Below are 25039 nucleotides of genomic sequence, written 5' to 3'. Positions count from 1 at the left end.
AAATCCCATCGAATACGATATATACCCCAATTAACAAACCCAAATAAAAACCTGTATGAAAAAAATTTACCAACGTTTCAGGCGTATGCAACTTTCCGCAGCGGGGTTGTTCGCCGTCCTGTTCGCCCTGGTGATGCAGCCTGTCCCATTGCAGGCGCAGCAGGCGCCGACCCGTCCGGTCAAAGTGACCGTGGTCGATCCGCAAGGTCAGCCGGTAGTCGGGGCAGTCGTGGTTCGCAAAGGCACCACCGACGGCAAGACGACCGACGCCGACGGCGTCGCCACGCTTTCGGTACCCTCCGGAGCCGAACTGGAAATCCGTTTCGCCGGTCTTAAACCGCAGGTAGTCAATGTCCGCGACCTGAAAGAGATCGCCGTGCAGATGGAGACCGACGCGCAGGTCGCCGACGAAGTGGTCGTTGTCGGTTACGGTACCCAGAAAAAGATCAACGTCTCCGGTTCGGTGGCCGTCGCTCCGACCGAGATGCTCGAAAGCCGTGCGACGACTAACGTGATTTCGGCTTTGCAGGGTACCGTGCCCAACCTGAACATTTCGACGTCGAGCGGGGCCATCAACTCGGTTCCGAGCATCAACCTCCGGGGCTTGCAGAACCTGAACGGGCGCCAGACTCCCCTGATTATCATCGACGGGGTGGCCGCCGATACCGAAGAGTTCGCTCGCCTGACCGCCAACGATATCGCCTCCATTTCGGTGCTGAAAGACCCTTCGACCGCCGCCATTTACGGCTCGCGGGCCGCGTTCGGCGCCATACTGATCACGACCAAAAACGGTTCGGGGCGCGTCAAGGTCGATTATCAGAGCAATTACGCATTCCGAAGCCTGGGGCGTCTTCCGGCGGTAGTGACCGATCCGGTGGAGGTCATGACGTATGCCAGCATTTTTGCGAAGGGTTGGTACAGCCAGCTGTACAGCGACGAAGAGATCCTGTATGCCGAGAACCACAAGAAAGACCCGGCGAACTATCCGGCGCAGTATGTGGATAAAGACGGGTACTTCAAAAACCTCGGCCAGACCGACTGGTTCCACGAGGTTTACGACAATCTCGGTTTCCAGACCACCCAGACGCTGACCATTTCCGGCTCGGCCCAGGACCAGAAGGGCAAGACGGTACGTTACCTGCTCTCCGGACAATATTCGCATGTGGACGGTATGCTCCGCAAGGGGAACGACTTCTTCAACCAGTATAACTTCCGTACCAAAGTGGATTACGAGGTGACCAAATGGTTGCAAATCGGGAACAATACCAATTTCTTCGATTTCAATTACGACCAGCCCACCACTGTGGCCAGCCACGGCAACGGTACGTTCTTCCACAACGTGAACCGTACCCGGACGATGAGTACCGTGTATAATCTGGACGGCAGCTACACTTCGGACGGCGCCGAGATGATCGGCCGTCTGGAAAACGGCGGGCGGACGGTGAACCGCAATCAGATGTTCCGGACGATCTTCACCGCCAAAGCGACGATCCTCAAGGATATTTTGACGGTGAATGCCGACGCTTCGTTCATGAAGTACGATGCCCGGACCCGCGCCTGGGATGCTCCGGTCTATTATTTCGACCGTCCCGACGGCGCGGCGATCCAGACCGGATTCCCCTCGCAGTCGTACGCTTCGGCCAGCAACAGCCATACCTACACGAATATTTACAACGTGTACGCCAACTATGCGCAGACGTTCAACGAAAAACACGCGCTTTCCGCTACTGTCGGCTTCAATCAGGAATATTACAAGAACGACAATATCTCGGCTTCCCGCGACCAGCTGATTACCCCTTCGCTGCCCACGATCGGGTTGGCGACCGCCGAAACCCCCAGCGTGGGGCAAGGTATTTCGGACTGGGCCACGCGCGGGCTTTTCGCCCGTGTGGGTTATATCTACGATGACAAATACGTTTTCGAGATGAACGGCCGCTATGACGGGACTTCGCGTTTCCGGCACGACGACCGGTTCGTCTTCAACCCGTCGGGGTCGTTGGCCTGGATCATTTCCGAAGAAGGGTTCTTCGAGAAGGCCAAGAATACGGTCAATCTGCTGAAACTCCGCGCTTCGTACGGTACGGTAGGCAACCAGAACGTCAGCAACTACGCCTATCTCGCGACGATGGGGCACGGTACGATGAGCACTATTCTGGACGGTGTCCAGCCGGTTTATGTGTCCGCTCCGGGACTGGTGTCCGCTTCGCTGACCTGGGAACAGATCCGTACGCTCGATGTGGGCGCCGAGGTCAATTTCTTCAATAACCGGCTGCAACTCTCGGGCGGTTGGTACCGCAGCTGGACCGAGGGGATGCTGACCGGGGGACAGGAGCTGCCCTCCGTGCTGGGTACGAGCGTGCCGGACGAAAATGCCGCCGACCTGCGCACTTCCGGTTGGGAACTCAACGTGAAATGGCAGGATCAGTTCATGCTGGGCCGTCATCCGTTCCGTTACGATGTCGGTTTCGTGTTGGGCGACAGCCGGACTTTCATCACCAAATACGCCAACCCGACCAATTCGCTGGGCAGCCTGCGGGTCGGCCAGGAGGTCGGGGAGATCTGGGGCTTCGTGACGGAAGGTTTCTTCCAGAGCGAAGAGGAGATTAAAAACCATGCCGACCAGACTCCGGTGCTTTCGTACCCGGGTACCCGCGGCCAGGGCGTGGGCGACATCAAGTTCAAAGACCTGGACGGCGACGGCGAGATCAACACCGGCAAAAGTACGTTGGACGATCCGGGCGACCGCAAGATCATCGGGAACAGTTCGCCGCGTTACAATTACAGTGTGACGGCCGGTTTCGAATGGGCCGGGATCGATTTCCGCGTTTATTTCCAGGGGGTCGGGAAACGGGATTACTATCCCAGCACCAGCAACCACTATTTCTGGGGGATGTATGCTCAGCCGTGGGCGAACCTGATGGTGGACAACCTCGATTACTGGACGCCCGAAAATCCGGATGCGTATTTCCCGACGCCGAAATCCTATGCGGCCGAGACCAGCGGCAAGGAACTGGGCGCCACGCAGACCCGTTATTTGCAGGATGCCGGTTACTGCCGTCTGAAAAACATCACCATCGGTTACACCTTCCCGAACAAATGGATGGAAAAGATAGGCATCCGTAATCTGCGCGTTTATTTTTCGGGCGAAAACCTCATCACGTGGACCAAGCTGCACAAGAGTCTCGACCCGGAAGGATTGGACGGCCTGGTTTACCCCTATCAGAAGACTTATTCGTTCGGCCTGAACCTCAGTTTCTAATTCATCTACGGCATTTTAATTATGAAAACCAAATACATATTGCTTTCGGCGCTCGGCGCCATGGCGATGACGGCCTGCAACGATGAGTTTCTGGATCGTTATCCGCAAACCGATATTTCTTCGGAAGGGTTTTTCAACAGCGTGGAGGACCTGAAGACTTATACCAACGGATTTTACGACTATATCGGCGCTTCGTACGACGATATTTACACCGATAACACGGGTTTCTCCCAGAACGACGCTACGCTGAAAAACCTGATGAAAGGCCTCGTCCGGCCGGACAATATCGGCAGCTGGAGCGGGAATTACTCCAATATCCGCAATATCAATTTCCTGATTGTCAATGCCGACCGGGTGAATGCGGAACAGACGGACATCGATCATTACGTGGGGCTTGCCCGTATGTTCCGTGCTTTGCAGTACGTCTCGCTGGTGAAGTCGTGGAACGATGTGCCGTGGTATGACCGGCCGCTCGAAACGGACGACATCGACGAACTCTACAAACCGCGCGATTCGCGGGAGTTCGTTATGGGGAAAGTGCTGGAAGACCTGAAATTCGCGGCCGAGAAGATTCCGGAAGGGACGAGCAAGACGCGTATCACCCGGTGGTCTGCGCTGGGGTATCTGGCGCGTGTCGCGTTGTACGAAGGCACCTACCGCAAGTATCATGATGAGCTGGAATTGCAGGGTACGGCCGAGGAGTGGATACGGATTGCGAAAGAGGCTGCGTGGACGATTATGGACGAAGGGGGATTCTCGCTCGGACCGAATTACACCGACCTGTTCCTGAGCACCAACCTGGACAATAATCCCGAAATCATCCTCTATAAGGATTACGACAAGGATCTGGAGGTGCGCCACAATGCTTCGTCGCTGTTCGACTACGCCCATGCGCTGAGCCGCGACCTGATGAACGAGTATCTGTATATCGACCCGGCCACGAACGAGGCCAAACCGTTCAATCAGGTACCGGGGTATGCGACGATGAACCGTCAGGAGGTTTTTGCCAACCGCGACCCGCGTATGCGGCAGACGATCGCGCCGGAGTGGTTTATCCCGCGGAACTCGACCGACTCGGCCCGTATCAAGGTGGAGCTGGGCGGTTATCCGCAGATCAAGTTCTATCCGCTCGATGTCGCGCACGACGGCTGGGGCAACGCGTTCAACGACCTGCCGATGATCCGTTATGCCGAAATCCTGCTGATCTATGCCGAAGCGTGCGCCGAGTTGGGCGAACTGGACCAGACTGTGCTTGACCAGACGGTCAATCTGATCCGGCAGCGTGCCGGGGTTCCCGCCCTGTCGTACGCACAGGCCAATGCGAATCCGGATGCGGACCTGATGGATAAATACCCGAATATTCAGGCCGCGGCGCGGGGCGCTGCGCTGGAGATACGGCGCGAACGCCGTATCGAACTGGCCTGCGAAGGGTTCCGTTACGACGATGTGATGCGTTGGAAATGCGGTCAGTTGTTCGCGCGTCCGGGGCAGGGTATGTGGCTCGACCATATCGGCCTGATCGACATGAGCGGCAAGGCGGGACGTTCGCGTCCGGCGGATTTCGTCGATACGGGCGTGTTCTTCGACAAGGAACACCAGAAACAGTGGTTGGCGGACAACGGTTATCCGGCGGATTACATCGAAACGCACGGCGTGACGGTTTATTACATGGACGACGATGCGGTCTTTTACCTTTCGGAAGGCGACCACGGATATGTGATGGTGGCGACCGAAAAGGACGGCGGGAAAGGCGAGTTCATCGAACCGAAGTATTACTATCGTCCGCTGAATCTGCACGATCGCACGATCAATCCGAACCTGGACGAAACGATTTTCTGGTAGGCTGACCGGTCGTATCGATCTGAGAACAGGCGCGGGCTGAAGTTTGGCTTCAGCCTGCGTTTTCGTTTTCCGGGAGGGGAGGCGGGCGGTTTCTCCGGCGGATATATGCACTCCCCGGACATTATCGCTAATTTTGTACTTTTCAGGCATTCGCTCTTTCCCCGACGGGGGTATTCCGCAGCCGGAAGAGCGGGATGCCGGCCGGGGGATATTCAAACAAAAACGATATGCAGAATTTTGCGGCCATAGATTTCGAGACGGCCAACGGCCGGCGGTCGAGTATCTGTTCGGTGGGGCTGGTGGTCGTCAGCGGCGGGGAGATCGTGCGGCGCGTGCAGCGTCTGGTGCGTCCGACGCCGAATTATTATTACCGTTATTTTACCGAACAGATTCACGGTATCAGCGATGCGGACACGCACGATGCTCCGCTTTTTCCGGAAGTGTGGGAACGGGAGGTGGCGCCGCTTATCGAGGGCCTGCCACTGGTGGCGCATAACGCTGCTTTCGACGAAAGTGTACTGAAGGCCGCCCACGAGGCGTACGGCATGAATTATCCGGCTTCTTACCGGTTCTACTGTACGTTGCGGGCGGCCCGCAAGATGTTTCCCAAATCGTTGATCGGGAACCATCGGCTGCCGACGGTATGCGAATTCCTCGGCATCCCGTTCGACCGGCACCACGACGCGTTGGCCGATGCCGAGGGCTGTGCCCGCATCGCTGTCAAAATCCTTTGATTCCTCTCGGCTCGATATGCGAAATGCAAACGCGAGGATGAAAGTTGCGTAATGAATGATGTCCGTCGGTGAGATACCTATCTCCGAAGCCGGATGGAGAGCGCCCGAACCGGTTTTGCGGTGCGGCCCTGCGCTGCTCGGTATTCGAACCGACTGTACCTATCGCCTCTATTTTCCACAGGTTGCGGCCATTCAAATAACTGTAGGTTTAAATGCAAGGCAACGCTCCTTGCCTTGTCCGAAACGGTATCAGGCCCGAAAGAGCCGTGTTTGCGGCGTAAGTATGATGAAGTCCGAACCGATTTTCGGCGACTTTTTTACCTCCTTTTTTGGTCGCGCAACCGATGCAGCAGCCGAGCGCCATCGAACTTGTTCGTATGGCCGAGGCGCCAGGAGGCAACCGCAGGTAAAAAAGAAAGTGCCCCGCCGGCATGAGACATCAGGCGGGACCTGCGCCCCGCAGCATGAGCTGGCGAAGAAAGAGCATGTGTCTATCGCACCAGACACAAAATTAACTCTAAGATTATTTTAAATCTCCTTTTTTTGGGGGGATTTCCGCCCGCTATTCCTCTGCCCGCCGAATAAATTCCGTATCTTTGATTTCATGCCGGACAGGATAGGCCCCGGATATCCTCGCGAGAGCGGACTTCGGCCGGATATCGCGTGTTTTTACCTATCTTTGAGGCGGATAATTGAAAAACGATAGATGTTAAAGAGACTGAAAAAGAAGTTGGGACTGGAGAAAAACAGTCCCGTGCAGGCCGCCGGGAGCGAAGCGGAGGCCGTGAGCGGTGATCGCCCGAATATTCCCGAAGTGGCGGTGCGCGAGATCAAACGCATGCTGTTCGAGGCTTTCGCCGACCATCCCTCGCGCATTTACGACTCCAAAATGGCAGCCAAACAGATCGGCATCCAGGGCAACGACGGCCGCAAGATGGTGCACGACCTGATGCGCGCGATGGCGGCCGAAGGCGTGTTCGAGAAAGTGGGCGCCGGACAGTACCGGCTCGTGCGCAAACAGTTGCCGACCAAAACCGGCAAAGTGGACATGACCGCCAGCGGAATGGCCTACATCATCGTCGATGACGCCGCCGAAGACGAAAAGGATATCATCGTCGAACCGCGCAACACGCACCATGCCCTGCACGGCGACCGGGTGCGCGTGGCCATTATCGGCCGCCGCCGCGACGGACGCATCGAAGGCGAGGTGGTAGAAACGCTCGAACAGGGCAAACGTACGTTCGTAGGACGCATCGAGATTTCGGAAAAATACGCTTTCGTCGTCATCGATTCGCGGACGATGCCGGCCGACATTTTCGTGCCGCTGCGGGCGGTGAACGGGGCGGAGAACGGCCAGAAAGTGATCGTACGGATCGTCGAATGGCCCGAAACGTCGAAAAACCCGACCGGCGAGGTGGTGGACGTACTGGGAAATTCGGGCGACAACAACACCGAGATGCACGCCATCCTGGCCGAATACGACCTGCCCTATCATTTTCCGGAAGAGCTGGAAAAGGCCGCCGACAAGATCAAGGCGGGCATCACTAAAACCGAAATCAAGAAGCGCAAGGATATGCGCGGGGTAACCACTTTCACGATAGATCCGGCCGACGCCAAGGACTTCGACGACGCGCTCTCGATCCGTCAGCTCCCGAACGGGAATTGGGAAGTGGGCGTTCATATCGCGGACGTAACCCACTACGTGCGTCCGGGCGACGCCATCGACGCCGAAGCCGTGAACCGGGCCACGAGCGTCTATCTGGTGGATCGCACCGTGCCCATGCTGCCGGAAAAACTGTCGAACGACCTCTGTTCGCTCCGCCCGAACGAAGAAAAACTGACCTTTTCGGCCGTTTTCGAACTGGATGACGAAGCGAATGTGGTCGGCGAATGGTTCGGGCGGGCGGTGATCCTCTCCGACCGACGGTTCACCTACGAGGAGGCGCAGGACGTCATCGAAGGCAAGGATACGGCCGAACCGCTCCGCGAGGAGGTACTGACGCTCGACCGGCTGGCCAAGAAACTGCGGGCCGCCCGGTTCAAAAACGGGTCGATCGGATTCGAACGCGACGAGGCGAAATTCGTGCTGGACGAACACGGCAAACCGCTCAGCGTCTATTTCAAGGAGATCAAGGATTCGAACCAGCTGATCGAGGAGTTCATGCTGCTGGCCAACCGCAAAGTGGCCGAATTCATCGGCCGCAAGCGGCCCGGTCAGCGCACCGAACGGACGTTCGTATACCGTATCCACGACAAACCGAACGAAGAAAAGCTGGCCAATTTCAAATCGTTCATCACCCGTTTCGGCTATAACTTCAAGGCCGAAAAGGGGAAAGCGGTAGCCAAGGAGATGACCAAACTCCTCGCGACGATCAAAGGCAAGAAGGAAGAAAACCTCATCTCGACGCTGGCGATCCGCTCGATGGCCAAGGCGGTCTATTCGACGACCAATATCGGTCACTACGGGCTGGCGTTCGACTATTACACGCATTTCACATCGCCGATCCGCCGCTATCCGGACATGATGGTGCACCGCCTGTTGCAGCATTACCTGGACGGCGGTAAAAGCGAGGATAAGGAGGCTTACGAAAAGTTGTGCGACCACTCTTCAGCGATGGAGATCCGCGCTTCGGACGCCGAACGGGCTTCGATCAAGTACAAAATGGTCGAATTCATGGAAGACAAGTTGGGACAGGAGTTCGACGGCTCGATCAGCGGGGTGACCGACTGGGGAATCTATGTGGAACTGACGGAAAACAAAATCGAGGGAATGGTGGCCCTGCGGGACATGACCGACGACTATTACGCTTTCGACGCCGAGAACTATGCGGTGGTGGGGCACACTACGGGACGCCGGTTCATGTTGGGCGACGAGGTGCGTATCCGTATCAAGCGGGCCGACCTGGGACGCAAACAGCTCGATTTCGAAATGGTCGGCATGATTGATTTCCACACGCGGAAACTCGACCGGTTGCCGGCAGCTTCGGTTTCGGACGACGGGTTGGGAGCGTCGGCGTCCGAGGCGCGGCGTGCCGCGCGCGGCGCCAAATCCCGTTCGCGCGGCGGCAAAAGAAAGCGGTAACCGGTATTCGATTCCGAAATGTTTCGGGGCGCAATGGTTCGGCGGATTCCCGGATAGCTGTCGGGGCGAATAATCGCAAAATGAGACATATGCCGTTGTCTTTCAGTTCTTAACCTCGGTACTTCTTGCGAATTCGCAGATACAGGGATACCCTCTCTGCAAATTCGCAAGAAGTACCGAGGTAATGACAGGGGGCAAAGTACCCGAAAGGCAAGGCGCTTTCCCGATTTCTTTCGGGGTGCCCCAAAAGCGCCCCGCGGCACGGGCGGGTTATGCAGACCGATCGAACCTCCGGCGGCAAACCTAACAAGAAACTTACGGTTTAATTGTATGTCTTTCGCCGGTGGGCGTTTGTTTTTTCTTCGCCTGCTCATGCCGCGGGTTCTTTGCTTTCTTTCTTGGTCGCGCAAGAAAGAAAGCAAAGAACCCGCCGGGAATACGATTCCCCGCTCCCGACTCCCGTCGGAACGGAAAATCGCACATTCCCGGGTCGGTAGCTTCTACCCGTATTTCGACACCAATGTAAGAAGCCGGGAGTACCTTATAATTGCAATGTTTTCCCTTAGTCAGGCCGGAGTCACCCCCGGCGCAGGCCTGCAAACAGTCCGCGCTGGCTCCGGCAGATAAGATTAACGTATAGTTTGCAGGTTATGCGATTCTTCAGAATCGCCGGCTTTGCGGCTTCGGGAGTGGGTGCAAAGCCGGAAAAGTACAACAGTTTAACTGTACGGTTTTATTAAGTTTCCTTTGGCAGCCCGGAGCCGGCGAAGGTACACTAAACATATTCGGCGGTCATCTTCCTTTATCGGCTCGGTACCGGACGGTTTTTCTGCCATCGGGGCGGTGCGAGCCGACAGGGGCAAAGAAAAAAAGGGGCGCACCGGGCGGAAAATCGGTAAACCGGAAACGCTGCATGACCGGAACGATTCCGGCCGGATCAAAAAGCAACAGGGCGTTGAATTTAAAAAGCCAACGCCCTCGTTGTCAGTATAATGCGTTCGTTTCAGGAGTTTCAGCCGACTGTCGGAATCGGACAAGCCCGTATGGACATGACCGGTATGCGATTCAGGTATGCCAGGATTCCGGCATGCCGTTCGTACTTCGCCCGCACCGCAGGCGGTCAGACGATATGCGCCCCGATACACCGGGGCGGATTATTCGCCCTTGTAGAGTCGGTCGAGCTGGGCTTGGATTTTCTCACTCAGGATGTATTCGTCGTACTCCATATACTTGTCCACCATGCTGTTCGGCGTGATTTCGATAATGCGGTTCGCCACCGTTTCGATGAACTCGTGGTCGTGCGAAGTCATCAGCACGATGCCGGGGAACGAGACCAGCGAATTATTGAATGCCTGGATCGACTCCAGGTCGAGATGGTTCGTCGGCGAATCCAGGATCAGTGTGTTCGGGTTCTCGATCATCATCCGCGCGATCATGCAGCGCATCTTCTCGCCCCCGGACAGCACGCTCACCTTTTTGTAAACCTCCTCGCCGCTGAAAAGCATCTTGCCCAGATAGCCCCGCAGGAAAAGTTCGCTCGTGTCGGGCGAATACTGTGCCAGCCAGTCGATGATCGGGAGGTCGGAATGGAAGAATGCCGTATTGTTCACCGGCAGATAAGCCGATTTGATGGTCACGCCCCATTCGATCATGCCCTCGTCCGGTTGCAGGTTGCCCGTGATGCACTCCAGCAGGGCCGTTACTGCCCGCGGCTCGCGCGAAAGAAAGACCGCTTTGTCCCCCTTTTCGATGGTGAACGACAGGTTCCGGAACAGGGTCTCGCCGTCCGCCGTGGAATAAGTCAGTCCGTCCACCGCGAGGATTTTCGTGCCCGGATCGCGTTCGGGCTGGAAAATGATTCCCGGATATTTGCGCATCGAGGGTTTGATCTCCTCGATATTGAGCTTTTCGAGCATCTTCTTGCGCGAAGTGGTCTGCTTCGACTTGGCCACGTTGGCCGAGAAACGCTGGATGAACTCCATCAGCTCCTTTTTCTTCTCTTCGGCTTTCTTGTTCTGCTGGGCCTGCTGACGAGCGGCGAGCTGGCTCGACTGGTACCAGAAGCTGTAATTTCCGGCGAAAAGGTTGATGTCACTGTAGTCGATGTCTATGGTATGGGTGCTCACGGCGTCGAGGAAGTGGCGGTCGTGCGACACCACGAGCACCGTGTTTTCATAGTTCGAAAGGTAGTTTTCGAGCCACATGATAGTATTGACGTCCAGGTCGTTGGTCGGCTCGTCGAGCAGCAGGTTGTCGGGCTTGCCGAACAGGGCCTGCGCCAGTAGCACGCGCACTTTCTCCTTGGCGTTCAGGTCGCCCATCAGCGAGTAGTGCAGCGATTCTTTGATACCCAGCCCGCTGAGCAGCTCGGCCGCGTCGCTTTCTGCGTTCCATCCCTCCATTTCAGCGAATTTCTCTTCCAGTTCGGCGGCTTTGATGCCGTCTTCGTCCGAGAAGTCTTCTTTGGCATACAGGGCGTTTTTCTCCTGCATGATCTCCCACAGGGGCTGGTGCCCCATCAGCACGGTGTCGAGTACGGTATGGTTGTCGAACTCGAAGTGGTCCTGTTTCAGTACGGAGAGCCGTTCGCCGGGGCCGAACGAAACGTTGCCCCGCGTAGGATCCACCTCGCCGCTGAGCACGCGCAAAAAGGTCGATTTGCCGGCTCCGTTGGCGCCGATCACGCCGTAGCAGTTGCCGGGGGTGAATTTGAGATTAACGTCCTTGAACAGGACTCGTTTGCCGAATTGTACTTCCAGGTTCGATACGGTTATCATCAGTCTCTATGGGGTTGGGCCGATCCTCCGTGCGGATTTCGTTTCGCTCCGATTCCATGGAACGAATATCCCGAAGGAACGATAAATTAACGAGGAGCAAAGATACCCAATTATTCGGCAATCGCCTCATCCGACCGGCAGGAGAAAAAGGCCGGAGCGGTTATGGGATGGCGGGGAGAGTCGGCAGTTCCGTCGGATCGTGTCCGGACGACCTGCGGCCTTAGGCGTCGCACGCATAGCCAGAAGACTCAGGAGGCGGTAGCCGGGCCTGCCGTTTTCGTCCCCGTTTCTTCGGCCCCCTGTTTCTCCGTATCCGACCGATTGGCACCGTTTTTGCGTCGTCGTTTCCCGTTCACCAACGTTAAGGAATATGAAGACACTCCGCGACCGGATCATCGACAAACGCATCATCGACTGGCTCAATATTCTCGTGCTGCTCGGCTCGCTGGCCATTATCGCCTCGTTGTCGTACGACATCCTGACGGTGGGCCGTTACCGGCCCGACAGTCGGATGACCCTCGGCATACAGCTCGTAGTCTGCTCCATCTTCATTCTCGATTTCGCAGTCCGTTGGGCCATCAGCACGCGAAAGGGGCGTTTCGTGCTCAACAACATCATCCTATTGCTTTTTTCGATCCCGTATCTGAATATCATCCAATATACCCAGGCCGATATTCCGCACGAGCTGCATTATCTGCTGGGCTTCGTCCCGTTGTTGCGCGGGGGATACGGGCTGGTGATGATCACCCGTTGGTTCACCCGGCGCAGCGCCACCAGCCTGATGGTGTCGTACCTCTCCATTCTCGTGGCGGTAACGTATTTCACCAGTCTGATCTTTTTCGTGGCCGAAAGAGGGGTCAATACCGGCGTTACGACCTATTGGGATTCGCTCTGGTGGGCCTGCATGGATATGACCACCGTGGGATCGGACATCGTTGCCGTGACGCCGGTCGGCAAAATACTGTCTGTCTTTTTGGCGGCGGCGGGGATGATGATGCTTCCGATTTTTACGGTCTATATTACCGACCGGGTGGTGAACAGCCGTTCGCGGGCGGCCGGGAAACGGGCGCCGGAACCGGCTGCCCAGGACACTTCCGCCCCGGATGTATCGTAAATGCGGGGGAGTCTCCGGCCTGGCCGCTATTGCGGGGCTGAGAAGTTGCGGGATACTAACGTACAGTTGTTTCTAAAACCCTGCCGATATCGGGCAGGAATTATCCTTAGCCCTCGTTGGTTCCAGAAGGTATATATAACCGTACGTTTCTTTATAATGGGTCGCAGCCTGCGAAGAACGGGAACGAGCGCCGCGAGCGAGCGGGCCTCCGCTGCGGAAGGCTGCGGCCCGTGCGACCTAAAGGTCGCAAAGCAAGTCCCGGCCGGCAGCCTCTACCCAATACAGGAACAGGATTAAAATTTGATGAATACATTTAACCCTACCGTTACGTGGGCCGAACGGTTCAGTCGAACGTAAAGCTGAACGAGACGCCGATCCGGGTCGGGCCGAAATAATTACGATGGCCGCTGCCGAGAGATGCGCCGCAGCGTTTTTGTTCATACCGGTCGTAATCCGACCTCAGATACCCCAACCCCGCAGTCGCCTCGACACCCCATCGTTTCCCGATGGCCCACCGATACCCGTAAGAGACGCCCGCCCCGTACAAATCGCCTTCGTACCGGCGTCCTCCCAGCCCGAGAAATCGGATTCCGCCGACATTGAAATCGGCATACAGGGCGTGCACCCCCACGAAATGACCTCTGAAACGCCGACCGAACCAATAACGTCCCTCGGCCTGCGCCAGCCAGAACTTGAATTTGCGGTTCTCGCTCAGCACCCAGGGGTTATAGGCTGCCGAAACGTCCAGCGTGATCTTCGGAGCCAGTCCCGCTTCGAATCCGGCGTTGAATGAGGCCGCGGCCCAGTAGAGGGCGTTCGTCTTGACCGCAAAACGGGGCGCCGGCCCCGTCTCCGCCGCACGTTCTTCGGCGGAAACCGTTTTCAGCGGCAGCAGCACCAGGCATAACGTGCCGATTACTCCATACAGACAGTTCGCTTTCATAGCTTCGAATTTACAAAGCCGGGCCTTCCGCACCCCGGCAGGATGTCCCGTCATATCCCGCTGCACACCTGTTCCACGATCCAAGCCCAGAGATTGGCCGTCAGCCGGTCGAAATCCGTCGTGACGGTCCCGTCCGCATTGGCCTGCGAACTCAACTGTCCGTTCTGGGAAAGGTTGGCATCGCCGTGATAAACGATGCGCTCCGCCAAATCGGCGCCGACGATCATCGCTTTTTCATGTCCGGTTGCCGCGCTGACGACCAGCGGCGTGACCGTCGCCGGGTAATCGGAACAATATGCGGCGTAGCCGTCGGCGCGTGAGATCGGCGCGTTTTCCGCCACTGTGCCGAAAGGCGTGGCGAAGAAACGTTTGTTCCCGTCGGTCTGCGCGGCGCGTTTGAAATTGCTTCCGATATTGTTCAGGTAATAATATTGCCACGTACCGTTTCCCGTCAGGTACTGCCGCAGTTTCGCATTGGTCGATTCGGTATCGGTCCCCACGATGAGCACCCGGTCGGAGGCAGCCCGGAGCCAGGCGAGCACGATTTGGGCCAGCTCGTTGGAAATTTGCGAATTGTAGGTCAAATAAATGACATCCTGCGCATTGATCGCGCTTTTGACGCTGTTGAAAATCTCCTTGTCGGATGCACTTCCCGTCCCCGTGGCCTGTATCTCCGAATTCGACACTTCCGAGAAAGAGAATCCGCCGATAATCACGGTACCGTCGGGCGAAAAATTCTTTTTATTGTCCAGTATCCGGCGCAATGCGAGGCCGCTGGCCGTGGAAGGCGTGCTGGAACCCAGATCCCCGACCTCCTTGACCGACAGTACGCGGACGACCCGTTTCCGGTATCGTTCCGGACTTTCCTGCGTCACGGTAACGTTCAGCGTCCACCGGCCGGCGGTGATCCGCAGCCGCGACGATGCGGACACCGTGCTGCGGTTGTCCTGTGTCGTAGTGAAAACCAGGTGCGTGGTCGTTTCTTCGTCGGAAGCATCCCGGCCGATCGAAACCGTGAAACGGCTGTTGCCCGACAAGGTAGCGCCGACGCCCGACACCGCCGTGCCGACAGGATTTCCGGAACTGTCCAGCCACTGGATCGTGTAAGGTATCGTCGCCTGTACGTCCACTTTCCTGCTCTTTCCGGTCAGATAACCCAGCGTCACGTCCCGGGACGATACCCCGATGTAGTTATCGCCTTCGAAATACATCTCGGTCGTAAAGTCTTCCCAGGCTTCGACCTCCGCGACGATGCTCGTCGCCCGGTTCGTCGCCGCCAGCTCGGGACTGTTCCAGCCCGGACCGGTCACTTTCCGGATCCGGAAAACGTATTTGTGATTCCTCAGCACCTGTCCGAACGGATGCCCGTCGAGGCCGGGATCGAAATCGATCCGGTAATACGAAGGCTGGGACTGGCCGTCGTAATACCCCCCGACGACAATACAGGTCGCAGCGGTCAGTTGCGCTGCCGGGTCGGATTCGGCGGCCGCTTCGGGAGTATAAATCCCAGTGACCGACAGGGGGTCGGGTTCGGCGGCCGGTACCATCGTCGGGCTTCCCGATTTCTTCGCTCCCGGGAATACCGAAGGTCCCGTAACACGCGGGGCTTCGGGCGAAAGGGCTTCGTTCGGAACCAGCTGCACCTTGTCGTTCGCGCGGTAGAGATATACGCTTCCGATCCGGAAAGGCCGCGAATCGGCAGCCAACTCCTTGACTATGTCCGTCCGGGCCACGGAGCGCAGCATCCTGACCTGAAAACTGTTGTCGGCCCCGGTCTGCAAGCCCGACGGAATATCTATTTCGCCGGACATGGGCAGGCTTTCCGCAATGCCGACGAAAGAGAGGCCCATCCCTGTCCGTACCTCCGATTCGCTGCTCCCGGGCGATGGCGCGTAGTTTTCGAACGCATCGCCGTAGTTCCCGGCGAGTACCAACCTGACCGGTTTGGACGTGCTGACGAGCCGCGCTTTGAACTGGGTCGTGCTTCCGGCTGCCGTGAGCCGGTCGCCGGCCGTCATATAGCGGTAAACGTAACTGCCGTTCTCCTGTTCGAAGACGAGCACCATGACCTCCGCGATCCGGTTTTCGGCCTCTTCGTCCGCCTGTCCGGCAGTCCGGGCGGTTTTCCGGGGCAGCGTGGGCTGCGGCAGACTGACGGTCAGGCGCACTGTCGCTTCATCCCCCGCCAGGCCGCCGTCCGGACTGTCGTCCAGCGGGGTCTTGGTACAGGCGACGGCCAGGAGGCAGGCCCACAACAGCGCGAGCGCCGTTCCTGCCCGGCGCATGCGCCGGCTGCCGTATCCGGCTCCCACCCCTGATCTGTTTTCATATCTGTTCATGGTTTCCTTTCTTTTGCGGTTACCAGCTCTCCCACTGGTAGATTTCGTTCCACGGAGTGATTTCCGTACGGACAGTTATTCCGGCGCCGGCGCCTAAGTCGATCAGCAGATTGACCGTCCGCCCGGCCGGCAGTGCGATCGGTTTCCCGTTCCCGTCGTCTTTTGCCGAAGCGATCAGCCGGTCAGCCGCCCGGCCGGCAGCCTGCTCATAGACATCGACCGTCACTTCCCCGGCGGAAGCGCCGGAAGGGCCGGTATGGATCAGGTTGAAAGTGCCGGGTGTCGAGAAGTCGCCGTAACTGTCGAATTCGCCCGGTCGTCTCAGGACGGCCGCGCCGGCGGCCGGGTTGCCTGCGAAGTCGTAACCGTCGGAGGGTATCCGTACCGTCAGGTAGTAACGGTCTGCCGGTACGGTTGCGTCCAATCCCCGGACGGTAATATGCATCCGGGCATTTTTACGGGTGAGCGTCACCTCTTCCGGCGACGGTCCGGCGACGGGCGCAAGCCGTATCCGGCCGAAAAACAGGTCGTCCGGGGAACTCCGGTATCCGCCCTCTTCGCTGAGCAGCGAAACGGCCCGGCTTTCGAGCCGGTTCCCGTCGGCCGGAACATGGAGCATTTGGCCCGCGCCCGCATTGGCCCAGACCGATACCGTACAATTGCCGGACAGGCCGCCGGACAGGTGTACGGGCGTATGGTGCACGATCCGGTCGTTATCGACGGAGAACCGCGCGGCATATGCGCCGTCGGGCGAAAACAGGTACAGTTCGGCATCGCCGGCGTCGCCGGTTTCGGTAATATCCCTGCCCGTGGCCTCGTCCACGATCTTCAGGACGACGAACCGTTCCTCCGGTTCCGGAAGACAGCCGCTCCGTTTGTCGCGGATACATCCGGCCAGCAACAGGCACGACAGGCACAAGACCTGTCCCAGAAGACGGGTGTGGTATGGCGTAAGGTTCACGATCGGTCGGTTGGGAATAACCGGCCTCCGTCCGAAAGAGGAGGCCGGCGGGCCTCTTCCCCCGGAGGAGAAGCCGGCGGAGCGCATCGCTCCATCGGGTTTACCATTCTACGTTCTGGATCAGTTCCGTTTCCCAGGGCTGGGGTTCGACGGTGACGGTGAGCGATGCCGGATCGGCAGGCACTTCCGGATCGGAACTGCCGCCGCCCAGCCTTTTCAGTTTGACATTGACCGTATAGACGTTGTTGCGCAGGATGAATTTCCCGTCGCTGGTCGCGCCGTCGCTGCCGACTTTATCGTTGATCCGGAAGGGGAAATAGGTCGTCTTCCCGTCATAGGTTCCGACCAGCGTGAGGAGCGTGGCGTTATTGTCGTCGTTGTCGCTCGGCAGCACGTAGAAATAACGGTTGGCATAGTCGCCGGTCGTTATGTTTTCCGCCAGGTAAGACTTTTCGACGCTTTTGTCGCCGGCCATACCTCCGTAAAACAAATCCGGCGTATAGGCCACGGACGGAATGCCCATCAGGGCCGAACCGCGGGCTTTCATAACCGCTACCCGTTGCAGGGAAAATTTAGCGGGATCGTGTCCCGCTTCAGGTTCGAGCGTGATGGTGCCGAGTTTGACTTTCGCGACGACCCGGCTGACGGGTATCGTCTTTTCGGTCACGGTATTGGCCGACAACGTCGCCGTCTCTTCGCCGCTCATGAACAGACCGTTCGTTTCGGGCGATTGCGAATCCAGGTTGATGACGTTTTTCGGATCGGCGAACCAATCGTAATTAATGCCGTCGGGAAACGTAATACCGTCGGGGACATTGGCCGCTACGACGATTTTTTTCGGACCTGCGATGAGGCCGGTAATGGTCTCGGAAAGGGCGTCGGAGGCGAAGGCCTGCTTCTTGTCCAGAGTTCCGTTGTCGTTGAATACGAATACGGTAACGTTCTTCAGCCGGTTTTCGGCCGCTTTGAGGGCGTCCGCTTCCGTGCTCCCGGTCGGCGCAACGGCGCGGCCCTGGGCTGTTTGTCCGCTGAGCGTAACAGTCAGGGAGGCAGTTTCGCCGGAGGGCGGCACGGCACCTTTGTCTTTGTTGCAGGAGACTGCCAGAACGGCAAGAGCCGACAGACCGGCACAGAACAACCATAAACTTCTTTTGCGGATGCTGATCATATTTGTTTTCATAATTATTTGGATTTAATTATACTGTCGCATATAAAAACTCACATCGGATACTCTATGCAAAAAGCGGTGCATTTTTCGTTTTTTCGATGTTTTGATTGAAAATATTTTCTTCGGCGACAAAACAGGCGCTCTCCTTTTTCAGCCTGCTCGACGAAAACCGGAGATACATCGGGGCGGGAACCGGCCTTGCCTATGATGAACCGCCCATGCCTCGAAAAAACAGGCGGCGGACAAGCCTGATCGCTTGTCCGCCGCCTGTACCGCAGCCGTTTCCGGCTTTACGTCTACCGTCCGGCGTCGAAAACGAGCCGTTGTCCCCGGACGGCGGTATCCACGCCGGTTTCCGCGGCATAGACTTTACGTCCGTTCACGAATGTGGCCCGTACTTTCGCCGAAAGCGTCGAACCTTCGAAGGGCGACCAGCCGCATTTATACAGGATACGTTCGCCCAGAGCGTCGTTTTCGCGCGTTACCGTCCAGGGCGAGTTCAGGTCTACGATCGCGATGTCCGCGAAATAGCCCGGGCGCAGGAAACCCCGCTCCCTGATCCGGAACAGGCGGGCCGGCGCATGGCACATCCGTTCGACGACCTGCGGCACGGTGAACACGCCGTCTGCCGCCAGCGTCAGCATGGCGGGCAGCGAATGCTGTACCAACGGCCCGCCGGAAGGCGCTTCCAGGTACGGTTTCTGCTTTTCGGCCAGCAGATGGGGGGCGTGGTCGGTCGCCACGATATCCGCCAGTCCGCTGCGCACGGCGGCACGCAGGCTGTCGCGGTCCGCTGCCGATTTGACGGAGGGGTTCCATTTGATGAAGTTCCCTTTATCGGCGTAGTCTCCTTCGCCGAACCAGAGGTGATGGACGCAGACTTCGTTGGTCACGCGTTTTTCTTCCAACGGTTTGCCGGAATCGAAGAGGGCCAGTTCCCGGGCGGTGCTCAGATGGAGTACGTGAAGCCGCCCGCCGTATTTATGGGCCAGTTCCACGGCGTGCGCGGTGGAACGGTAGCAGGCTTCCGCGCTGCGGATCACCGGGTGCATGGCTACGGGAACGTTGTCGCCGAACGCCCGCCGGGCCGAGGCGAGGTTGGCCCGCACGGTCGCTTCGTCTTCGCAGTGGGTCGCCACGAGGGCGGGCGACAAACGGAAGATGTCGGCCAGGGTATTTTCGTTATCGACCAGCATATTGCCCGTCGAGGATCCCATAAAGACTTTCACGCCGCAGATCCGCTCCGGATCGATGCGTTCGATCTCGGCGATGTTGTCGTTGGTCGCGCCGAGGTAGAACGAATAGTTCACGACGGATACTTCCGCGGCCCGGGCATACTTTTCTTCGAGCAGTTCGAGGGTCGTCGCCGGGGGGCGGGTATTGGGCATCTCCATGTAAGAGGTCACTCCGCCGGCGGCGGCGGCCTGCGATTCGGTGGATATTTCGGCTTTTTCGGTCAGGCCGGGTTCCCGGAAGTGTACCTGGTCATCGATTACGCCGGGCATGACCAGCGCTCCCCGGACTTCGCAAATTTCTGCGGCGCTGTCCCGTATTTCGGCGGGGCATTCCCCTTCGCCTATGGCTCCGATCCGCTCGCCGTCGATGGTAAGCCATCCCCGATACGATTTTCCTTCGTTGCAAATCAAGGCGTCGTCTATCAGTATCATAACCTTCTTATTTTTGGTAAGGTAAGTATATACGATTTTACTCAAAATCGGGTAACGTTCTCCCTAAACGGCCCTGCGGTGCCGCCGGGCACTCCGGCCGGGAGTCGCTTTTGCCCAAGAGGGGTGGGCGCGGGCCGAAATATACTGAAAATCAAGCGTGCATAATATAGGGTAAAGTCGTATATACTTACCTTCGGTAATTATATACTTTTTACACACTATCTATGCTTTCGGTTCGCGTCAGACCCTCCGGGTCTTTTGCCCGAGTCTGCACCGCCTCGTACCGTCCGGCGCAAAGCCGAAACGGAGCTGTCGGGCAATCGGTGTAAAATCGTATATGGTCACTTTATTTTTAATCCGTTCGTTTGTTCGCACCATTGGGTTCGAGCGCCTTCCTCTTTTTGTTCATAACCGACGCAGCCGCCGGGAACCATCGCGCTTGTTCGGATGGCCGAATCGCCGGGATAAAACCGTCGGGCAAGCCGGAAAGCAAAATGAGCGCAGCGAAGTTCGATAGAATCGCATCCCCGAACATCAAAGATCGAGGGGAGCGTCATATCCCGGCCGGCACGCGTTTGCATTTCCCGGAGAGGTGTTCGATATCCAGCCGCAACACCGTTGTCCGGGCGAACGATTTGCGCATGTAAGCATCTTCGGCATCGGCCAGTTCCGGATTGTATTTCGCCCGCAGCGCGAGCAGGGCTTCCCACCGTTCCGTATCGTCGCCGACAGGCCCGATGCGGCCGAACGCATGCGCCGATTCGTACGCCGTAGTATAAGGGAGAACCTGCGTGCGCCCCACGACGCAAAAACTCACCCGGCCGTTCGCCGCGACCGCGTCTATCTTATGGCCTTCGGGAGCGCAGTGGAAATAGAGGCAGCCGCGCTCCCGCAGATAAACGTAGCTGATCGGAATCCCGTAGCCGTATCCCTCAGGCGAGCACATGGCCAGAAAACCGTATTCCCCGGTCTCCAGCAGCCGTTCCGCCGCCGGAATGTCGAGCAGGCGGTCCTGCCGCCGCACGGGTCTGAAATCGGTCATATGGATCTTTTTTTTAACTCCCGGCCGGTCAGTTTCCTTACCGGTACGGCGTGTCCGCAAAATTTCTCGACCGAGCGCAGCAGGGCCTCCGTCCGTCCGGCCCGGATGAATGAAGCCTGTCCGGTTACCGTCTTCTCGCCCGACTGCCAGAAAGCTATGGCGACGGCATATTCGCTGCCGTATTCCAGCACCACCAACAGGTCGTCCCGCCAGTCCTGCGGCTGGATGTAAGTGCGGCTGCCGGTCAGAATGGAACATGCCGCCAGGTGGTCGCTTCCCTCCTGTCCGTTCAGGGCCGAAACGACGACGGCCGGATTGATCCGGCTCTTCATCAGCTCGGTCAATCGCCGCAGTTCGGCCGTGTCGGGTTCCGCCGATGAAGCGAACGCGGCGGATAGGAAGCCGGCGGTCAGCTCCGCACGGGGAATTTCGACCACCGTCGCCTCCCGCAGACGGTCGTATCCGGCGGTACCGATCCCGCGGATATAGGCCAGCAGACCGCTGTCGGAAACGAATAATTCAGCAGCCCGTTCGTCTGCCGCCATCTCCTGCATCTCTTCGGCCAGTTCGGTCGCCGCCTGCAACCAGACATTTCCGGCAGGCTGCATGTCGGTCTTACCGCAGGCGCAGAAACACAAAACTCCGACACTGAGGCAGAGCCGGAGTAAAACAGTTCGTATCGACCTCATGGAGCGGGAAATCTTACTGCCGGTCGGCGGTTTCACGCACCTGTTCCAACAGGGCGGACAGCTCGGCCACTTTCTCCGGATACCGGGCCGCGAGGTTGTTCCGCTCGCCCATATCCTCCACGAGGTTGTACAGTTGCGGCTCTTTCGAATTGCCCAGTTCGATATTCACATTGCGGTCTTTGGCCGCCCCGCCGCTCGGCGCGATGTATTTCCAGTCGTCCACCGTGATCGAAAGCGTGCCCGCGTTTTCGACGATATGGGCACGACCTTTCTTACGGTCTTTGCCCAGCCATACGTCGAGCTGGTCGCGGCTGTCCGGCGCCTCGCCTTCGGAGAGTGCCTGCCCCGTCAGCGCCGCCAGCGAAGCGAACCAGTCCACCTGCGATGCCGCCGCATCGCTCACCTTGCCGGCCGGGATCCGCTTCGGCCACCGTGCGATGGCCGGTACACGCGTACCGGCTTCGAAGATGCTGTATTTACCGCCCCGGAATTTGCCCCAGGGTTTATGGTCGCCCAGCAGCTCTACCGCCCGGTCCTGATAACCGTCGTCCACCACCGGGCCGTTGTCCGACGAGAGGATCACCAGCGTGTTGTCCGCGATTCCCAGCGAGTCCAGCGCATCCAGCACCCGGCCCACCGACCAGTCGAATTGCAGGATCGCGTCGCCGCGCGGCCCCATGCCGCTCTTGCCGACGAAACGTTCGTGCGGCGAACGCGGCACGTGGATGTCGTTGGTGCAGAAATAGAGGAAAAACGGCTTTTCGGTACCGGTTTCTTTCGCTGCCTGCTGCGCAGCTACCGAACGTTCGATAAACCGTACGGCGCGGTCGGTAATGGTGTCGGCGATGTTTTCGTCCACCCACAGGGCGTCCCCGCCGCCGGTCATATAACCGATGCGGCCGATGCCGTTCACGATGGCCATGTCATGTCCGTGGCTGGCCTTCATTTTCAGCAGTTCCGGGTTCTTGCGGCCCGTAGGTTCGCCCGGGAACGGTTCGCTGTAACTCACGCGGATCGAATCCTCCGGGTGGTTCTCCAGATCCAGTCCCACGACTTTGCCGTTCTCGATATAGACGCACGGCACGCGGTCGGCCGTCGCCGCCATGATATAGGAGTAGTCGAAGCCGATGTCTTTCAGGCCCGGCGTCACGGCGCCGTTCCAATCCTGCTGCCCGGCCTTGTCGCCGAGGCCGAGGTGCCATTTGCCGACAGCGGCGGTGGCGTAGCCCGCCCGCTGCATCATTTCGGGCAGGGTTCGGTGCTGCGGGGTGACGATCATCGCGGCGTCGCCCGGGGCGATGCCCGTTCCGGGCTGGCGCCAGGCGTATTCGCCGGTCAGGATACTGTACCGCGCGGGGGTACTGGTGGCCGCCGTAGCATGGGCATTGGCGAAACGGACCCCCTGGGCGGCCAACCGGTCCACGTTGGGGGTGGAGATGGTGTTGAACGAGCCGTTGCAGGCGATGTCTCCGAAGCCGAGGTCGTCGGCCAGGATAATCACTACGTTCGGTTTTTCGGGGGTTCCCTTCTTCGTTTTTTGTCCGGGCGATGCGGCCTGCGCCCCGGCGGTGCACAGGGCGAGCGAGGCCAGCAGGCTCAGGTTGAGTTTCCGATCGGTCATCTCTTGCTGTCTGGGTTAATGATTACGCGGGATTCGTTACGGCGCGAACGCGGCCTATTTCGCGTCGGCCTTGATTTTGAAGATCGCCTTGCGGGTGCCGCCCTGTACGCCTTCGGGGCGGATCAGCGGCGCATGCGCGTCTTCCGGAAAAAAGACGACGAATTCGCCGGTCAGGACGGTCGCGACGCTGGTCGGCAGGTCGTTATAGAATACGATATCTTTCCCCGCGTCGAATGCGCTCCGGGGATCGGTGCAGGCCGCCCGTTGCGCCCAGCCGAAACTTTCGGTACCGGAGATCATCACCTGCAGGTCGATATAACGGTCGTGCGCTTCGAGCAGCGCCTCTTCGGGCCGTTTGAGCCGATGGTCGCCGACCATGACGAAAAGGTCGTCGCCCTGAACGGTATGTCTGCCGTCGGAGGCGGGGTCGGCGAATTGGTCGAGGTGGCTGTATAGGTATTCGAACGCTTGGCGGAAAAGGGGGTGCAGACTGTAATATCTCTCGGCGCTGCGCCCCAGGGAGTCGTGTATCATGTCGTCGATTCGAGTTGGGAAAACAAATATAGGGATTTTACGGGGAGAAATGAAACCTCGTTACCGACGGAGGAATTCCGCCGGGGTGAGAAGATCGGTTTCGCTGCACCCGTTTTTCTTCGCGCCTGCGGCGGGCGGGTGCCGCTGGGCACTCCAGCCGGGCAAAGGGCATCAACGAAAAAAGCAGCCGCATAAATGCGACTGCTTTTCAGGAGGAATCCCGGTCGGGGTGAGAAGATTCGAACTTCCGACCTCCACGTCCCGAACGTGGCGCGCTAACCGGACTGTGCTACACCCCGAAAATTCCGAGTGCAAATATACGGCAATTATCCTTATATTTACAAACATTTCGGTAACTATTTTATGAAAAAATTAACTCTGTTCTTTGCCGTCGGCCTGCTCCTGTTCTTGAACAGCCTGTCGGCCAGTACGTTGAAACAAGAATGCGCGATGACCAGCCGGATTCTCGGCCACGAGGTCAAATACGCGCTGTACCTGCCCGACGGTTATACCGAAAGCGACCGGGACTATCCGGTGCTCTACCTGTTGCACGGCCTGGGCAACGATTACCGGGCCTGGATACAGCAGGGAGAGGTGCAGACCGTCGCCGACCGGGAAATCCGCAGCGGCCGGGCAGCGCCCATGATTATCGTAATGCCCGAAGCCGGGCAGAGCTGGTATGTGAACAGTTACGACGGGAAGACGCGCTATGAGGACATGTTCGTCCGGGAGCTGATCCCCCATATCGAACAGACCTGCCGCGCCCGAACGGAAAAGACGTTCCGCGCCGTTGCCGGCCTGTCGATGGGCGGTTACGGTTCGCTTCTCTATGCGATACGTTATCCCGACCTGTTCGCCGCCTGCTGCCCGATGAGCGCGGCGGTCTTCACCGACGGGGAACTCGAAAACGGCGGCGGCCCCTTTGCCGATCTGTTCGCCGGCCTTTTCGGGCCGGGCGTCACGACCGACCACTGGCGGCGGAACAGCGTGCTGGAGCTGGTCCGTTCGATGCCCGACGACCAGCGCGGCGCCGTGCAGTTCCGGATCGACTGCGGCGACGACGATTTTCTTTACCGGGGCAATTCGATGCTCCATATCCTGATGCGCGAACGGAATATCCCGCACGAATACCGGGTGCGGGACGGCGGACATACGTGGACATACTGGCGCGAATCGCTGCCCGCCGCGCTCGCTTTCGTATCGCGAAGTTTCCGCCTGTCATGATAATCGGCAATATGCAAATATCTCTTTCAGGCTTGTACTTTTA

General features: G+C 58.3%; 16 protein-coding genes and 1 tRNA gene. 6 read left to right on the top strand and 11 right to left on the bottom strand.

Annotated features, from left to right (window positions below):
- Nucleotides 1-55: 55 nt before the first annotated feature.
- The 4 genes from RIKMI_RS0105190 (at nucleotide 56) to rnr (ending at nucleotide 8917) form a co-directional block, all read left to right on the top strand.
- Entirely contained in the window at nucleotides 56-3259 is a 3204-nt protein-coding gene (locus RIKMI_RS0105190) for a SusC/RagA family TonB-linked outer membrane protein (protein ID WP_051214359.1), read from the top strand.
- A 21-nt stretch (nucleotides 3260-3280) separates the two neighbouring features.
- Nucleotides 3281-5101: a RagB/SusD family nutrient uptake outer membrane protein gene (locus tag RIKMI_RS0105185; protein WP_027290731.1), complete on the top strand. Its 1821-nt coding sequence runs from the start codon at nucleotides 3281-3283 to the stop codon at nucleotides 5099-5101.
- Nucleotides 5102-5328: 227 nt separating this feature from the next.
- Nucleotides 5329-5835 carry a 3'-5' exonuclease gene (locus RIKMI_RS0105180; RefSeq protein WP_027290730.1) on the top strand — a complete coding sequence of 169 codons (507 nt, stop codon included), beginning with the start codon at nucleotides 5329-5331 and terminating at the stop codon, nucleotides 5833-5835.
- A 706-nt stretch (nucleotides 5836-6541) separates the two neighbouring features.
- Entirely contained in the window at nucleotides 6542-8917 is a 2376-nt protein-coding gene (gene rnr, locus RIKMI_RS13105) for a ribonuclease R (protein WP_245584937.1), read from the top strand.
- A 1154-nt stretch (nucleotides 8918-10071) separates the two neighbouring features.
- Here the strand turns inward: rnr and RIKMI_RS0105170 are convergent.
- Nucleotides 10072-11694: an ABC-F family ATP-binding cassette domain-containing protein gene (locus RIKMI_RS0105170; protein WP_027290729.1), complete on the bottom strand. Its 1623-nt coding sequence runs from the start codon at nucleotides 11692-11694 to the stop codon at nucleotides 10072-10074.
- Between the two features lie 370 nt (nucleotides 11695-12064).
- Here RIKMI_RS0105170 and RIKMI_RS13100 point away from each other — a divergent pair, with 370 nt between their 5' ends.
- Nucleotides 12065-12808: an ion channel gene (locus RIKMI_RS13100; RefSeq protein ID WP_051214358.1), complete on the top strand. Its 744-nt coding sequence runs from the start codon at nucleotides 12065-12067 to the stop codon at nucleotides 12806-12808.
- A gap of 343 nt (nucleotides 12809-13151) precedes the next feature.
- On the opposite strand, the gene RIKMI_RS0105150 is transcribed toward RIKMI_RS13100, so the two are convergent.
- The 10 genes from RIKMI_RS0105150 to RIKMI_RS0105095 form a co-directional block, all read right to left on the bottom strand.
- Nucleotides 13152-13751: a DUF3575 domain-containing protein gene (locus tag RIKMI_RS0105150; protein ID WP_027290727.1), complete on the bottom strand. Its 600-nt coding sequence runs from the start codon at nucleotides 13749-13751 to the stop codon at nucleotides 13152-13154.
- 50 nt (nucleotides 13752-13801) lie between these two features.
- The gene (locus RIKMI_RS0105145) at nucleotides 13802-16090 is read right to left on the bottom strand and encodes a hypothetical protein (RefSeq protein WP_245584936.1); all 2289 of its coding nucleotides are present in this window, start codon (nucleotides 16088-16090) and stop codon (nucleotides 13802-13804) included.
- 19 nt (nucleotides 16091-16109) lie between these two features.
- The gene (locus tag RIKMI_RS0105140; RefSeq protein WP_245584935.1) at nucleotides 16110-17051 is read right to left on the bottom strand and encodes a FimB/Mfa2 family fimbrial subunit; all 942 of its coding nucleotides are present in this window, start codon (nucleotides 17049-17051) and stop codon (nucleotides 16110-16112) included.
- Between the two features lie 100 nt (nucleotides 17052-17151).
- On the bottom strand, nucleotides 17152-18231 hold the full coding sequence (locus RIKMI_RS0105135) for a fimbrial protein (protein WP_245584934.1): 1080 nt from the start codon (nucleotides 18229-18231) through the stop codon (nucleotides 17152-17154).
- 284 nt (nucleotides 18232-18515) lie between these two features.
- Nucleotides 18516-19886, bottom strand: a complete 1371-nt coding sequence (locus RIKMI_RS0105125; protein WP_027290723.1) for a dihydroorotase — start codon at nucleotides 19884-19886, stop codon at nucleotides 18516-18518.
- A gap of 553 nt (nucleotides 19887-20439) precedes the next feature.
- Nucleotides 20440-20928: a pyridoxamine 5'-phosphate oxidase family protein gene (locus RIKMI_RS0105115; protein WP_037291541.1), complete on the bottom strand. Its 489-nt coding sequence runs from the start codon at nucleotides 20926-20928 to the stop codon at nucleotides 20440-20442.
- On the bottom strand, nucleotides 20925-21536 hold the full coding sequence (locus RIKMI_RS0105110; RefSeq protein ID WP_027290720.1) for a hypothetical protein: 612 nt from the start codon (nucleotides 21534-21536) through the stop codon (nucleotides 20925-20927). The genes RIKMI_RS0105115 and RIKMI_RS0105110 overlap by 4 nt, the downstream gene beginning before the upstream one ends.
- A 94-nt stretch (nucleotides 21537-21630) precedes the next feature.
- Nucleotides 21631-23238, bottom strand: coding sequence for a sulfatase family protein (locus RIKMI_RS0105105; protein WP_037291539.1), 1608 nt, complete (start codon nucleotides 23236-23238; stop codon nucleotides 21631-21633).
- A gap of 54 nt (nucleotides 23239-23292) precedes the next feature.
- Complete coding sequence (locus RIKMI_RS0105100; protein WP_027290718.1) at nucleotides 23293-23772, bottom strand: NanQ anomerase/TabA/YiaL family protein; 480 nt, start codon at nucleotides 23770-23772, stop codon at nucleotides 23293-23295.
- Between the two features lie 224 nt (nucleotides 23773-23996).
- Nucleotides 23997-24071: transfer RNA gene (locus tag RIKMI_RS0105095), tRNA-Pro, on the bottom strand.
- A gap of 64 nt (nucleotides 24072-24135) precedes the next feature.
- Here RIKMI_RS0105095 and RIKMI_RS0105090 point away from each other — a divergent pair.
- Nucleotides 24136-24996 (top strand): alpha/beta hydrolase, encoded by an 861-nt coding sequence (locus tag RIKMI_RS0105090; RefSeq protein WP_027290717.1) that lies wholly within the window; start codon nucleotides 24136-24138, stop codon nucleotides 24994-24996.
- The last annotated feature ends 43 nt before the right edge of the window (nucleotides 24997-25039 follow it).

It is taken from the genome of Rikenella microfusus DSM 15922 (genome assembly GCF_000427365.1).
GTDB lineage: Bacteria > Bacteroidota > Bacteroidia > Bacteroidales > Rikenellaceae > Rikenella > Rikenella microfusus.
The sequence above is the reverse complement of the archived record's forward strand: the minus strand, read 5'-3'. Positions and strand labels throughout refer to the sequence as shown.